This is a genomic window from Rhodococcus sp. 06-156-4 (assembly GCF_002259345.1).
GTDB lineage: Bacteria > Actinomycetota > Actinomycetes > Mycobacteriales > Mycobacteriaceae > Rhodococcoides > Rhodococcoides fascians_E.
The window spans coordinates 426,387-439,884 of record NZ_NPGB01000003.1 but is presented as its reverse complement, the minus strand read 5'-3'; the positions used below and the strand labels follow the sequence as shown (position 1 = coordinate 439,884).

Sequence of the window (13,498 nt, the reverse complement as noted above, 5' to 3'; positions counted from 1 at the left end):
ATCGGGGATGCCTCGAAGGCTCGCGATGTGTTGGGATGGAAGCCGAAGGTCGAGTTCCCCGAACTGGTGCGGATGATGGTCCGCAACGACATCAACGAACAAGAATTACGTGTGTAAACAAACTATCTCCAACATGTTCAAATCGACTTGAAGCGCGTACCAACAGCATGTCTACCAAACCAAACTTGCCCACTAGTGGATTCATACACACGAATTGCAAGGTGTAAACGATGGACTCGATCACGATTGTTGGAATGGAACCAGTTAGTGTGCGTCCTGGTGGCCTAAACCGCTACGCTGCAGACTTGGTTAGGGCGTATGAGGAGCTCGGATACTCCGTTCATTTTGTTACTCACCAGAAAAGTGGTGATGGCAGAAGAAGTATCCTCCCGGTTCGGTTATTGCGCTACTTCAGGGCTGGAATAGTCGACCGCAATACTGTCGTCGACAGCCATTTTGCTCTTTACGGCTTGTCATACCTTCTAGGAAGGAGGCTATCTGGACATAGCTACATTCTTGTCAACCATTTTCAGGGACCGTGGTCCGAAGAGTCGGCGATCGCATCAGGGAAAAATGGCTATGCAACATTCCTCAAAAAAACAATAGAGAAAATGATGTATAGGAACGCCGACAAATTCGTAGTTCTCTCGGAGGAATTTCGCACGCATCTTATCTCTAGATTCCGTGTCGAAGAAGGCGACATCGAAGTAATAAAGCCGGGAGTGGATACGGCCCGGTTTAAGGAAAAAAAGCTATCGCTGAATAGTGGCGAGATCTTCAGGATTTGCGCCGTGAGGCGACTGGATCCACGTATGGGACTAGATGTCGCTCTCGCGGCGATGGAGCTTCTAGGTGAGGGATTCGAGTTAACAATCGCTGGTGTCGGTACGGATAAAGACAGACTGGCCAAGATTGTAAAGGAAAAATCATTGGCCGGCCGGGTGCGATTTGCTGGTCGTCTGTCTGACGATGAAGTCGTCACTCTCTACCAGCAGAGCCATCTTTCGATCGTTCCGACAGTTGCTCTCGAAGGATTTGGACTTGTAGTGCTTGAGTCGCTAGCATGCGGAACGCCAGTAGTTGCCTCTCGCCAGGGCGGACTTATAGATGCGCTTGAATCCTTTTGTGATGACATGCTGGTCGACCCAGGGAATGCTGTCGAGCTCGCTAAGCGAATCATGGACGCCCGAGACGGCCAAATGCCTACCCAGGAGTCATGTCGCGCCTTTGCGATGAAACACAGTTGGCCGTCAGTGGTTGATAAACACGTCAGTCTCGCTCAAAGTGCAATATACGAGAAAACACAAAAGAGCGGATCCGCCAGGAAAGGCACGACCGCAGTCGTAGTGTGCTCAGTCAATAGGCCAAATGACTTGGATAGATGTTTGCGTGCGCTCGCCGCACTGCACCGAACGCCAGATGAAGTCATCGTAGTGACAAGGCATTCGCAATCCGCGACCATCAGCGTTGCTGAGAGCTTCCGCGGAGAAATTCCCATTCGGGTTGATTTTTCAAGCAAGCCAGGTTTAGCGGCCGCGATTGAAGCAGGATTAGCGTCTTCGACTTCGGAGATAACTTGCTTCTGCGACGACGACGCGGTCCCTCGCTCTGATTGGTTGACAAAAATCGAACGAGCGTTTGCAATCGACGCCTCGGTGATCGCCGTGGGCGGGCGCGACAACGTCGACGGAGACCAACGTTCGGTCACAGCGAATCCTGTCGGGACTCTGTCCTGGACCGGAAAAATCTACGGAAATCACGCCCTGGGCAAGGGCGGGCCACGTTACGTCCAACACCTCAAAGGTGCGAATATGGCTGTTTGGACTGCTGCAGCAAAGACAATTCCGCTCTCCACAATGGTACGGGGCGAGGGAGCGCAATACCGAAATGAACTAATCCTCTGCAGCGCAATTTCCAACCGTTTCACGAAAATTGTTTACGATCCGTCGATTCAGGTCGACCATTTTCCATCTACTAGACCAGAGGGCGATGCAAGAACTCCACTGTCGGCGCGCGAGTTGAAGAACGACGTCGCTAATGAACTTTTCGCGACACTTGCATTCCGAAAGAATGCCCGTGCCTTCTCCGCGGTGCTGCGAACTGTAGCGATCGGAACAGCCGTCCGCCCGGGCATGCTTCGTACCGCGATCAGCATGCGGCCGGAGAATTTTAATCGAGGAGTGGCCGAGATCAACGCGGTGGGTCTGGGGTTCCGCCAGGCGCTGAAACATGCAGCAGTTGTGCGGCGGCAATCGGGGGCGAGCCGACGCGTAGGTTCAGGCCGTATCGCCCAACCAACACAAGCACAGTTGGACTAAATGAAGTTGCCAAGCATGCCGTCTGTACTGCGGTCCGCCGCCGGGACAGCCAGCTGGACGTATGCGGGATTCGGCCTTTCGTTGATCTCGGCGCCGTTAGTTGCTCGGGCCCTAGAGGCTGAAGGCCGCGGCATACTGGCGGCGTGCGTGGCGCCCGTACAAGTCATGTCGTGGATATCATTCCTTGGATTGCCGCGTCCTTTAGCGGTTTCGCTAGCCAAAGGTCGTGCAATAAATTTTGGAAGCGCGCTTTGGTTGACTGGCCTAGGAATTATATCTTGTGCCTTGCTCATATTTGCGTCACCGATCCTGAGTGGGGGTGACACTAGGATCGAGCGGGGGATAGCGATATTTTCAGTACTGCTTATATTGTCTGGACTCGCCCAGTTGGGCCTCGAAATGCTTCACCTCACCTCGCGCTTTATGCTCTGGAATATGCTGCGATCGACTTCGCTGATCCTGCCATCGCTTATCTCGATCGGCCTATATCTGACCAGCGAGTTAGATATACGCACCGGCCTCGCAGCGCTTTTCATAGGGCAGCTGGCGTTTGTTATCGGGGGATTGATTGCAGTCGCTCCGGCAGTTCGAACGCTAACCAGCGGATTAAAACAACAATGGGGTTTCAGTCTCAGATACTGGTTCTCGACTGTCTTTGACAGTGTAGGTGCGCGGCTCGACCAGATTTTGCTAGCGGCGCTGGCTACGTCGGCGCAGCTTGGTACATATGCGGTGGCGGTAACCTGCGCAAGCGCGTCTGGAGCGGTTACTCAAGCACTGAACCACGTCGCTTTCCCTGCCCACGTGTCCTCAGACGGTTCAACAGGGGGGCATGCAAGACAAGCGGTAATCGGCACCGTGCTGTCGGTTTTGTCGGGGCTTGTTGTCGTTGCAGTATTGCATTACGCGGGCACGGCAATATTTGGAGATTCTTTTCAAGACCTGGCAAAAATTTCCGCTATCTTGATCGTTTTTCAGGTTTTGACCGACCAGTGGCAATTAATTGTTTACGTAAATACTGCGAAACTGCGCAGCCAAGCGTTATTTATCTCCTCGTTGGTAGGCCTTTTGGCATTGACAGCGGCAGTTTTGACTGTTTACGAGTGGGGTCGACTAAATGCGGTAACTATGTCTGTATGTATGGTCGTTTTTGGTTTATTCAGAGTTACTTCGTACGCAATTTTTGCGCGATCTGATCATCTTACAACCGCTCACAGGGGTTTGAATGCCTGAGAAAAATGACGAAATAGTGCATCCGATAGTTTCCTATCGCGCGCTTTATGTAACGCATTCGGCGATGCCAGCCGGAGCTGAACTGTCACTGCTGCGACTTGCTAGGGCAATGACCGTGAAACCGAGTGTTCTGTTCTTATCTGACGGACCGCTAGTGTCTCAATTCAAAAATGAGGGTATCGACGTCGCTGTGGTAACTAAAGATGCTGGTAAAGAGAACGTATCACGGGGCACCTTCAACCCATTTTTATACGCGAAGTCGGTCGCCCGACTGCTGGTGAGTGGTTGGTCCGTAGCCTCAATGTATCAGGACAATCCGCCGGCTGTAGTCGTAGCTAGATCGTCAAAAGCGCTATTTTCCTCATGGGTACTTAGCAAACGTCTGAGAAAGCCGCTTATATGGAGCGTTCATGATCAGCTTACTCCCGACTACTTCGGTGTAGTGGTATCAATTATTCTAAAGATCGCAGGATACATACTCGCTGATGGATATATTGCAAATAGTCGATCGACTATGCAGACCGTATGGGTAGGAAATAAACCGAACATTGTCGTACCGCCGGGGATTGATCCAATCAAGTCTCACCCGTTCGGCGAGTCATCGTCGCAGGTTGTGAGCTCTGGTCGGCAAATAGTCTGTCTAGGTAGACTAGCACCATGGAAGGGACAACATGTATTCCTCCGAGCCTTTGCGGACGCTTTTGGCGTAGGTAGCGAATGGCGTGCGTCGATTGTAGGTGGTCCTCTATTCGGTGAACAAACCTATGAGGGCGAACTGAAGGAGATTGTTCGAGCTCTCGGAATCCAAGATTCGGTCGATTTTGTGGGCCATGTCGCCGATGTATCTCCGTTCTTGGTTCGAGCCGATGTTATGGTGCATGCATCGGTGATACCTGAGCCGTTCGGTGCTGTCGTGATTGAAGGAATGCAATGGGGATGCGCGGTTATCGCTACTACACCCGGTGGTCCCGCTGAGGTCGTGAATTCGGGTCACGACGGAATTCTCGTGCCCTGCGGGGACGTTTCTGCGCTGTCTGCTGCTCTTAGAAGTTTAGACAACGATCCCGACTTACTCCACAAACTTCAGATGAATGCTCCTAAGACTTCGGAGATGTTCGACATATCGCTGATGGCAAAGCGGACAGAAGATTGGTTTGCGGGCTTTTTGGGCCGCTCAGTAGTCAAGAGGACGTTCTAAGATGAGACTGTTGATGGTTTGCCTTGAGTGGCCACGAGAGGGGCAGCACTCCGGAGGTGTTGGCCGCTACGCGTACCGATTAGCGACTGAACTAGTCGGAAAACTCGATCTGTCCATTGTTACATTTGAGGGTGGGTATTCGGTACCCGGTGCGACAATGCATTTTTTGCCGTCTACCCGCAGCCGTTTTAGTCGATTCTACCTAGCGCCGTTAAGAATACGAAAATTTGTTCGTGGACGAGATATCGACGTCATCCACGCACACGGTGACGATTGGGCTCTCGGCCGTCGTTGGCCGGTAGTAAGGTCGTTTCATGGTAGTGCGCTGTCGGAAGCACAGTCGTCACGTGGATTACGTCGTATGAATCACTATCTTCTGTGGGCCTTAGAAAAAGTGTCCGCTCGCCGCGCAGTAATTTCCATCGCTGTGGCCCCCGAGACTGTGCATGAGTTCGCGTGCGAATATATTGTTCCGCCCATCACTTCGCCGCAGACATCCCTCCCTCCAGATCCGACCGAAACGCCAACATTTGTTTTTATTGGCAGCTTCCACGGGAGAAAGCGTGGCTGGTTGGCCGCAGAAGCTATTGCGGAGGCTCGGTCACTGTCCAACAAGAGTATATCGCTCGTTGTAGTAGGGCCGTCTACGGACGCGGAGAACTGGCCGAGTTGGGTAGATCATCGAAGCGGTCTTGACGACCGAGAAGTATCGGACATGCTGCGTAAGGCGTGGGGGCTGCTTGCGCCATCGACCTACGAGGGCTTTGGGATCCCTACGGTTGAAGCTTTAAGAGTCCCTATACCTGTAATGGCCACACAAAATCCCGGCAATGATTATTTTGTTTCTTTGGCTTTCGCAGATCTTCCGCTATTTGTATCCGCAGGTCCAGATGATTTTAAGAAGACGGTTCACAACGCTATTAAGGGAACGAAGCTAACCGATTCTGAGGTGTGTTCCGCTAAAAGTTTTACTGACTATTTACTGAAGGAGGCAAGCGCGCAAAGGGTTGTCGAACTTTATCGGTTGGCTATCGAACGGAAGATGCGATAAACGTGCAATTCTTTAGAGCGAAAGTTTGGTGTTTGACCAGCTTGTTCGATGCCTGGCAATGGGTGGATACCGAAGTTGATGCGGGGCGGAAATAGAGTGAGACTGATGAAATGGAAAATTTTCATGCCAGCTCAGTTTCTTACGATGCTGGTGCTGCTGCTGTCGTTGGCTACCGGATTGTTAATTCAAAATGTCCCGCTTCAGTACCTTGTTTTTGGAGTTGCACTTCTTCTGTGTCTCCATTTGACCAACTATCAGCTGTTGTACATGTCTGTGGTGTTGGTTTGCGTCACTGGATTATTGCGTAGGCTATTGGCTGGTGAACTGGGAAGGGTTGACGGCGACCCAGTCATATTGCTTCCATTGGTGTTTACTGCGATTGTCGTGATACGCACTCTGCTTGAGCCTCGTTCCACGATTCTGCGCCCGAAGATTGCTAATCTTAGCTATGGGATGGCAGGTCTTTCGTGCGTCACATTTGTTCTGAGTCCGCAGTTTACAATATCGGCCATTTATCCAAGTGTCTTGACTGCGACCATCTGGATTTATATCGGTCTGCAGTGCTCAGGGAGAGTCCCAGACTTGTGGCCAGCTATCTACAAGACTTTCCCATTTATCGGACTGGTAATCGGTGGGTACGGTGTTTACCAGTTCTTCGCTTTGCCGTCCTGGGATCGCGCCTGGATGGTCGCGTCTAAGCTGTCGAGTATCGGTGCTCCTGTGCCTGAACAGGTTCGTGTTTTTGGTACTGCCGAGTCGCCTGGTCCATTTGCTATCATTCTTGGCCTGTGCTTGATTGTAAGCTTGGAACGGAGCATTTCGCAAAAGGGTTTGCAACGGATTGCAATGGCCGCTATTGCGTGTTTACTCTTACTGCCACTGTCGTTAACAGCCGTGCGTACTGGACTACTTGGTTTGGTTCTTGCTGGTGCTTTCATGTCTTTCTGGTGTCTGCGAGGTGCCCGTCGGCTAATTCCGCTTGCTGCAACTGTACTGTGTTACGTCGTACTGACGTTAATAATTGAAAGATTTGGCAACAATTCATCAGTTTTAAGTTCTGACCGACTTTCTGAGTTTGATGCGGGTAATGACAATTCGCTACAACGTCGACTGTTGCTATTTGGGGACATCGCCCGTTACGTTGTCAACCCTTTTGGACGCGGAATTGACGTAAATTCGGCGACTGGACAGCCTTCTTCCGCCGATAATGCCTTTATTGATATTTTAGCGCGCAACGGACCGATAGTGGCGATTCTGTTGGTTATTCTAGTTTTGGCAGTCCTGAAGGCATGTTTTCGTATTGATCGGGCGAGTGGATATGCTGTGGGTGCAGCGGCCTGTGGAATCTACCTTGTTTTTTTTATGATTGCTTCAAATATATTCGCTTCAGGGACTGGTCTACTTTGTGCAGTTGTTTTCGGTTCGTTGCTGAGGTACGAATGTGATCGAATCAAGTCGGACAGTGCTGTTGATAATGGCGGGAAGGTGATGACTTCGACGCGGCTTGCCCAGTCATAGGCCAGCATGAAGGATAGGTTTGCAGCCTTGGATTCGGAATGCTCTGGCCGAGGTTTCTGTAAAGTCCATTACTCGTAGCGCGGCGCAGTACTGGAGTTGGGTGAGCCCAGCGTCGACGTCGGGGAGCGAGTAGGCCAGGAGGGGCGCTCACGCCAGCGTAGCGACCACGAGAACGCTCACGATTCCCTTTGTAGCAGGATCAAGGTGCTACTCCGCAGCGACCCCGGGTGTGCAGGAAATATAGTTCTCGCCATGACTACCTACAGGTTTACTGACGCGCACGGCGCTGTGTTCGTCGAGGAACTTGAGTCCGACGACTGTGCTCGGACACACGCGAAGAGTACGTTCCCCTACTTGGGACAGGGCGTGACCATCGAACGACAGAGGTGGGTCCGCATCGAGTACTACGACGTGCAACAGGAACCGTGAAGCCGGCACGTGGGTAGTTCACCTGAACTTGCCGACCACTCTTTCGGCAATTGCGTGATGACCGGCGTCGTTGGGGTGTAGCCCGTCAGCTGCCATCATCTCTGGGTGCGCCGCAAGCGGCTCCCCGATGTTGACGAACTCGACGCCGGAAGACACCGCGGCCATCTCGATACCGTTTGCCATTTCGTCGAACTCCTCAGGAGGGACGCTGGAGTCCCAGACCGGACTGACCACGACGAGGTCGGCGTCGGGGACAACCGAATGAAGCATGCCGAGCAACGTGACCGCCGCGGTCCCTGCGACGGTGGAGTTACCGGCCTGGTAGTCGTTCCGGCCGCCCGATATGACAACGATGTCTGGTTTCGCAGCTGCCACTTCGGCGATCTTTGTGCTGTAGTCCGTCTGTTTTCCCTCGTACGAGGTCGTGTATCCAGTCCCACCCTCGCTCAGATTCAACTCCGACCAACCCATCGATGCCGCCGCCAGCGTGGTCCATCTAGAGCCAATCGTGCTCGCCCCGATTCCCTGACTGTACGAATCCCCGATGAACGCAACCACCGGTACTGAGTCCGGGACTACTACGGGGTTCGGATCGGTCGCGCTCACTGCCCCTGATTCACCGGTAGTCGACCGGCCGACAGCCCAACCCAGAGCCGCGCACCCAAGGGCAATGACAATGATTGCAACTGTGAGCACTGCGCCAGCTCGGCGAGTTGGGCGGGGTAAGTCTCGGCGTGACGAAGCCCGCGTCCCGATGTCGCTGGTCACGGCTTAACCTTCGACCACGGAAGCACGTCGAGGTGCCGTCGCAGCGGTGGGTCTCAGGCTGTCGCTGCGTCTGAGGACGAAATCGAGGAGCGCGTTGAAACGTGTCGATGCAGCGGCTACGGAATAGTCCGAAACCGCTTGATGCAGGTGCGCACCGGCACGAGCACTCGCGGCATCGTCGTTCAGATAGAACATGCAACTCTCGGCGAAGGCACCCGCGGAGTCGGCAAGGAGTACATGCGGAGCGAGCATGTCCAGGCCGCGTACCCCGACCGGAGTGCTAACGATCGGAATCCGCCTTACGGCGGGGGTCAGCATCTTCATGTTCACGCCGCTGCCCGCGAAGACAGGGTTGACGAACACGTCGGCCCGCGCGTACAGAGGTTCAAGGTCATCCACCTCACCTTCGAACTCGATACCTTCCGTCGATCTCAACCACTCTTCGACGTCGTTGGGGCAACGCCGCCCGGCGACCCGAAGCACGGTGCCCGGGCGTTGATTGCGAACAAGGGGAAGCACGTAGGTTGCGAACCACGTCAGCCCCGATCGTGTCTGCGGCATGTCCAACGACCCGATGAACAGAATTTCGCCAAAGGTGTCAGCGTGGTATCGCGGTGTGTGCTCTGTGGCGCTGTCTTCGCAGTCCAGAATCGGCGGAAGTACCCGCCACTTCGCTGCGTCGGACACCGTCGACGGGCGGTCCCGATCCGTCAGAAGGGCGACGCACGCAACTTTCTCGAGAAGCTTGTCCAGCAGTCGTCGTAGCCTGTATGCCTCGAGTGCGTAGTACCAGCGGCGGGGAACGCTGGCGCCGTGCTTGAGCGCGTGCATGAACGTGATCTCATCGTTGTGACTACGGAGCAGGACCGGGGCGCCGAACTGAGTCGCAATTGAATGGGCCAGTTCTATGGTCCAGTCGTGCGAGGCGATGACGACATCGACAGGATGCCGGAATTCGCCCATAACCTGTTGCGGTTTCAGAGGGTGGCGACTTGCCAGCTGGTACGGCTTGAGTGGGTGCGTCAGAGTTGTCAGAGGGAGGGACGACCGTGCCAGAAACGTCACCCAGTCGGCGTGTAAATGATGTGCTGTCCGTGACGCCTCACCGATGGGCTGCCGGTGGGACACCACGAGGTGGACGAAATGCCCGGCTCGGCGGAGCGCCGCGACTTCGCCTGCTATCTCTACCTTTCCGCCTCCCACTGCAGGATATACGGCGTCGTCCGTGACGAGCACAACGTGCATCGGAGCACCGCCGGTCAGCTCTTCACCGGTCGGTGTGGAGATTAGCTGCTCGCTTTGAGCGCCAGACGGCAGGAGCCGTCGTTTGAGTCGTGTTGCGGGCCGTTCGACCAGCACCCAACTCGCGGCTGCGAGTACAGCTGCCCCACCGATCGAAGCAGCGATGTAGATCCCCAAGGACAGGATTTCTCCACCCACGATCATGATCATCTGCTGAACGGGGAGAGCATAGATGTACATCCCGTAGGACAGATCGTTCCGGCATCGAAGTGCTCTGGCTTTGATCAGCGCGCCAAGGCATATCACTAGGTATGCAAGTAGAGGTGCCGCGATCAGGCGGTAATTCGGAAGCAGCCAGACTCCCACAGCGATCCCGACAGCGCATCCAGACATCGCCAAGACCGACACCTTGATCCGATCTTGAAGCTGGAAGACGAGTGCGCCACACAGGAACATCAGTGAAAAGCGCCCCGCGATCGCCATGTACGAAATCGGATCGAGCAGAGTCGTAGCCAACGACAGTATCCAGGCCGCCCCGATCAGAGCAGGAACCGTCACCTTGAATCTGAGGACGCCCATCAATCCAAGAACTGCAATTCCGATGTAGCAGAGGGCTTCCCAGGCCAAGGTCCACAGAGGGCCGTTCCAGACGTGGGGGTACGGGATGCCGGTCGGCGAACCTCCGATGTCGTATTGAAAGATCCAAAGCGCCCCGTTCACGGCGAAGTATTGGATCGAGTCCCAGATTTGGATGGAGTACTGATTCTCCTTGGTTGCCAGCAGCATGCCGAGCGGTGCGACGACGAACGCGACCACCAGTTGGCACACCCAGAATCCCGGCATGATCCTCAAAAATCGCGACAGTGCGTAATCTTTCGTACTGCGCCTTTTCATCCAACTGGCGGTGATCAGAAATCCTGACAGAGCAAAGAAGCCATCGACTGGCAACTCTCCGAAAAGCTGTGCCATCCACCATGACTCCAGCGGTCGTCCACTCAATGCGAAGGAATGCCAGACGACGACCGTGATGGCAAAACACAGCCGTAATCCATTCAGGCTGTTGACCTTCGGATCGAAAGCATCGCGAAGCTTCATTGACTACCTGCCGTTCCCCCCGGGTGACCAGATGTCGGTACTCGTGCTCTCGGTGAATGGCGAGATCAGCGAGGCTATTCGATAGCTAATCCTACACATTTCCCTCATTTACGCGATTCGAAGATTTCATTCAATATGGCAAAAAATAAGTTATGAATCAGGCTGATCGACACGTTTCAATAGTCTTTTGATACCGGTTGTCAGGTCCCGGGGTGCGGGAACGTACTCTCTCCAGCAACCGCCGATGCGACGTATCAACAGAATCCACACTGTTAAAGCCGAACTCGATGCCGCCGCAGCTGCACCCCACGCTCCGAACGGTCCTCCCAGCGCAAGCAGTAGGCACACGCCCACGGTGAGACCGATCAGCTGGACGACAGTCATACTGATACCCCTGGACGTCGCAACCAAGCCCATGTTGAGAACTTGCGAGCTGATCATCATCGATGTTCCGAAAAGAAGAACGACCGCGGGCCCAATGGCACCGTAGAACTTGCTACCGAAAAGTACGTAGACCGCAACAGGGCTGGCAATGGCGACTGCGGTCGATGCGGCGAAACCAACGGCGAGTGACACACGCGCTCCCGCTTGTTGAGCCCTCTGAACAACAGCGGGTTCCGACTCTGCAAAATCGGTGAAGAATGAAGCGCCGAGTGCATACGCTATGGCCATCGGTAGGGTTGATAGGGTCACGGCGGCAGAATAAAGTCCGGTTTGGAACGCGCCCAACAACGGAAGTGCGACAACCAAATCGAGACGGTTGGATGCAGCTTCAGCGGCCGCGCTGCCCGCGAACGTAAGCGATGACCGGATGGTCCGACCCATGGCCGACAGGGATCCGAGCAGCCGCGTCCGACTGAGCAGAGCACCCAGCACCGTCGTTGCAACGGTGCCCGCAATATTTGCCCACAACACGAACGCGACGGTGCATACGCCCGTCAACCATCCGGCGAGGATGGTAGGGACGAATACGAGCTGAAGCATCAGCTCGAGCAGCGCGGTGGCGACGAAGCGTCGTTCGGCGATCAGAATGCTCAGGTCGCACATCCACCAGATCGTGAAAGGTGCGATAGCTATCCCGACCCACACTGCGGTTCGAGCATTTCCATCCAGGCCGCCGAAGACGGTGGTGGAGAGAATCCACCCGATTGCCGCAGAGACCGGAAGCATTGCCAGCGCGAGCATGCGCGCAGTTCTGTTGGCATCGTATCCATTTCCCAATGCGGCGAGGCGCCGAACCTCGAGCGGCAGCCCGAGGCACAGGAGGATCGGAACTATGTAGAAAGCAGCGATGGCCGCTGCTGTCTCGCCTCGACCCTCCGGGTGCAATGCGCGTGCCACGATCGGTGCGCTCACGAGTGCGAGCATCGTGTACCCGATACGGCCAACGACGATCATCGCCGCAGAATTGGGGATTTTCGCTCTCAGGCGCGCAATCGGTTTCGAGGTTGTCATGCGAGGACTTCTGCGCCTGGCATGTTCATGCTCAGAGCTTTCAGGAGCATTTTTCTATGGAACACGTTCGTGTGATCGAGGAACAGAGCCGTCACGCTGTTCTGAACTCCCACCACGTAGACCAACAGTCCAGTCGGTGGGTGGGATCCTCTCGTAATGAGGTCCACCGGGTCGCAACCATCCCTCGTATCCAGAAGATGGAGCAAGTCAGTACGCCTGATGACGCTCGTCGTCACGGACGCCGTCGCGTGTGCGGCTGTCCGATCGGCGACCGGTACCGGCTTGCGGTTCAGGAATGCATGGACCGCTTGCATCAGAGCGGGTAATCCGGCGCCGAGGTACCGCCTGACTTGTGCCTGCAGGTCTCCAGCCTCGAACGCGTCGACTCCTACCGTTCCGAGCCTGAGAGCGAACGAGTAGTTCCCGCGCACGCGCGAACTGTTCCGCATGTATCGTCTGCTGTCGATCGGAAGCATCACGGGCGTTCCCACCGGGAGCCATGTCTGTATTGCGTCGATCAACTGGCATGTGACGTGGGTGGTCCACGAGACACCAAGTTGATCAGCCTCCTTCTTCCACCGTTCCGACTCCGCTTGGCCCCATCTCAGCGCCGTGACCTGCGTCGAGTTCGGTGTCAGTAAGGGGAGTGAGTCGAACACCGGAGAACGCGAGTTCCTGTACTCGAGCAGTGTAGGGATCGATCTCCACAACTTGGCTACTCCCGATCGAGGCAAGATCCTGAGCAGCGGCGACCGTGCGAGGCGAGGTGCCTCGGGAATCGCGATCGTGTCAGTCAGGGCGAGTTCCAACAAGGGACCGGACATCCCCAAGTCGCCGAGCGCGTGGCTGTAAAGCACACCGAGATAGTCACCACTGAGAACGAATCTGTACGCGACATCGCCGAGTGGGTCCGACGCCATGAGCGAGACCATCTCTGCCGGTCCGCACTCGACTTCGATGACCGAACCGGCGACGAAGTCTTCGACCTCTTCCTCGGTGAACGTGTCCCAATGTGTATGGCCCGCCGACAACCTGACACGCCATCCTGCACCGTTCGGAGCTCTCAGTGCGGCGGAAAGACGACCGCGAATCGCGTCGGCAGTGGTTGGGTTCGCCACGGGGCCGATCACCCGGACACAGGTTATTCCAATGTACGGACGGTCGCCGGATCCGATCTCTGTCGAAGTCGCC

10 protein-coding genes are annotated in these 13,498 nt (G+C 55.1%); 6 read left to right on the top strand and 4 right to left on the bottom strand.

Going from position 1 to position 13,498, the window contains the following annotated elements; genetic code table 11:
* The first annotated feature begins 230 nt into the window (after positions 1 to 230).
* From CH290_RS02190 to CH290_RS30130, 6 genes are all read left to right on the top strand, one after another.
* A complete protein-coding gene (locus tag CH290_RS02190) occupies positions 231 to 2,318 on the top strand; it encodes a glycosyltransferase (RefSeq protein WP_080748698.1) in 2,088 nt (695 codons plus the stop codon).
* On the top strand, positions 2,319 to 3,551 hold the full coding sequence (locus tag CH290_RS02185) for a lipopolysaccharide biosynthesis protein (RefSeq protein ID WP_080748699.1): 1,233 nt from the start codon (positions 2,319 to 2,321) through the stop codon (positions 3,549 to 3,551).
* Positions 3,544 to 4,749, top strand: coding sequence for a glycosyltransferase family 4 protein (locus CH290_RS02180; RefSeq protein WP_080748700.1), 1,206 nt, complete (start codon positions 3,544 to 3,546; stop codon positions 4,747 to 4,749). Before CH290_RS02185 ends, CH290_RS02180 begins: the two co-directional genes overlap by 8 nt.
* Position 4,750: 1 nt before the next feature.
* Positions 4,751 to 5,800 (top strand): glycosyltransferase family 4 protein, encoded by a 1,050-nt coding sequence (locus CH290_RS02175; protein ID WP_080748701.1) that lies wholly within the window; start codon positions 4,751 to 4,753, stop codon positions 5,798 to 5,800.
* Between the two features lie 105 nt (positions 5,801 to 5,905).
* A complete protein-coding gene (locus tag CH290_RS29925; protein ID WP_141216224.1) occupies positions 5,906 to 7,318 on the top strand; it encodes a hypothetical protein in 1,413 nt (470 codons plus the stop codon).
* A 252-nt stretch (positions 7,319 to 7,570) separates the two neighbouring features.
* Positions 7,571 to 7,747: a hypothetical protein gene (locus tag CH290_RS30130; RefSeq protein WP_155295520.1), complete on the top strand. Its 177-nt coding sequence runs from the start codon at positions 7,571 to 7,573 to the stop codon at positions 7,745 to 7,747.
* A gap of 18 nt (positions 7,748 to 7,765) precedes the next feature.
* Here the strand turns inward: CH290_RS30130 and CH290_RS02165 are convergent, their stop codons facing one another.
* The 4 genes from CH290_RS02165 to CH290_RS02150 all read right to left on the bottom strand — a co-directional run bounded on the left by CH290_RS02165 (position 7,766) and on the right by CH290_RS02150 (position 13,425).
* On the bottom strand, positions 7,766 to 8,353 hold the full coding sequence (locus CH290_RS02165) for an SGNH/GDSL hydrolase family protein (protein WP_170947630.1): 588 nt from the start codon (positions 8,351 to 8,353) through the stop codon (positions 7,766 to 7,768).
* Between the two features lie 165 nt (positions 8,354 to 8,518).
* Positions 8,519 to 10,852 carry an acyltransferase family protein gene (locus tag CH290_RS02160; protein ID WP_052083126.1) on the bottom strand — a complete coding sequence of 778 codons (2,334 nt, stop codon included), beginning with the start codon at positions 10,850 to 10,852 and terminating at the stop codon, positions 8,519 to 8,521.
* A gap of 150 nt (positions 10,853 to 11,002) precedes the next feature.
* Positions 11,003 to 12,307: a lipopolysaccharide biosynthesis protein gene (locus tag CH290_RS02155; protein ID WP_141216225.1), complete on the bottom strand. Its 1,305-nt coding sequence runs from the start codon at positions 12,305 to 12,307 to the stop codon at positions 11,003 to 11,005.
* Positions 12,304 to 13,425, bottom strand: coding sequence for a hypothetical protein (locus CH290_RS02150; protein ID WP_170947649.1), 1,122 nt, complete (start codon positions 13,423 to 13,425; stop codon positions 12,304 to 12,306). The genes CH290_RS02155 and CH290_RS02150 overlap by 4 nt, the downstream gene beginning before the upstream one ends.
* Positions 13,426 to 13,498: the final 73 nt, after the last annotated feature.

Excerpts from the sequence above, each read along its gene's own strand:
- CH290_RS02160 (WP_052083126.1), bottom strand. The coding sequence starts at position 10,852 with ATGAAGCTTCGCGATGCTTTCGATCCGAAGGTCAACAGCCTGAATGGA.
- CH290_RS02175 (WP_080748701.1), top strand. The coding sequence starts at position 4,751 with ATGAGACTGTTGATGGTTTGCCTTGAGTGGCCACGAGAGGGGCAGCAC.
- CH290_RS02185 (WP_080748699.1), top strand. The coding sequence starts at position 2,319 with ATGAAGTTGCCAAGCATGCCGTCTGTACTGCGGTCCGCCGCCGGGACA.
- CH290_RS02180 (WP_080748700.1), top strand. The coding sequence starts at position 3,544 with ATGCCTGAGAAAAATGACGAAATAGTGCATCCGATAGTTTCCTATCGC.
- CH290_RS02190 (WP_080748698.1), top strand. The coding sequence starts at position 231 with ATGGACTCGATCACGATTGTTGGAATGGAACCAGTTAGTGTGCGTCCT.
- CH290_RS02155 (WP_141216225.1), bottom strand. The coding sequence starts at position 12,307 with ATGACAACCTCGAAACCGATTGCGCGCCTGAGAGCGAAAATCCCCAAT.
- CH290_RS30130 (WP_155295520.1), top strand. The coding sequence starts at position 7,571 with ATGACTACCTACAGGTTTACTGACGCGCACGGCGCTGTGTTCGTCGAG.
- CH290_RS29925 (WP_141216224.1), top strand. The coding sequence starts at position 5,906 with ATGAAATGGAAAATTTTCATGCCAGCTCAGTTTCTTACGATGCTGGTG.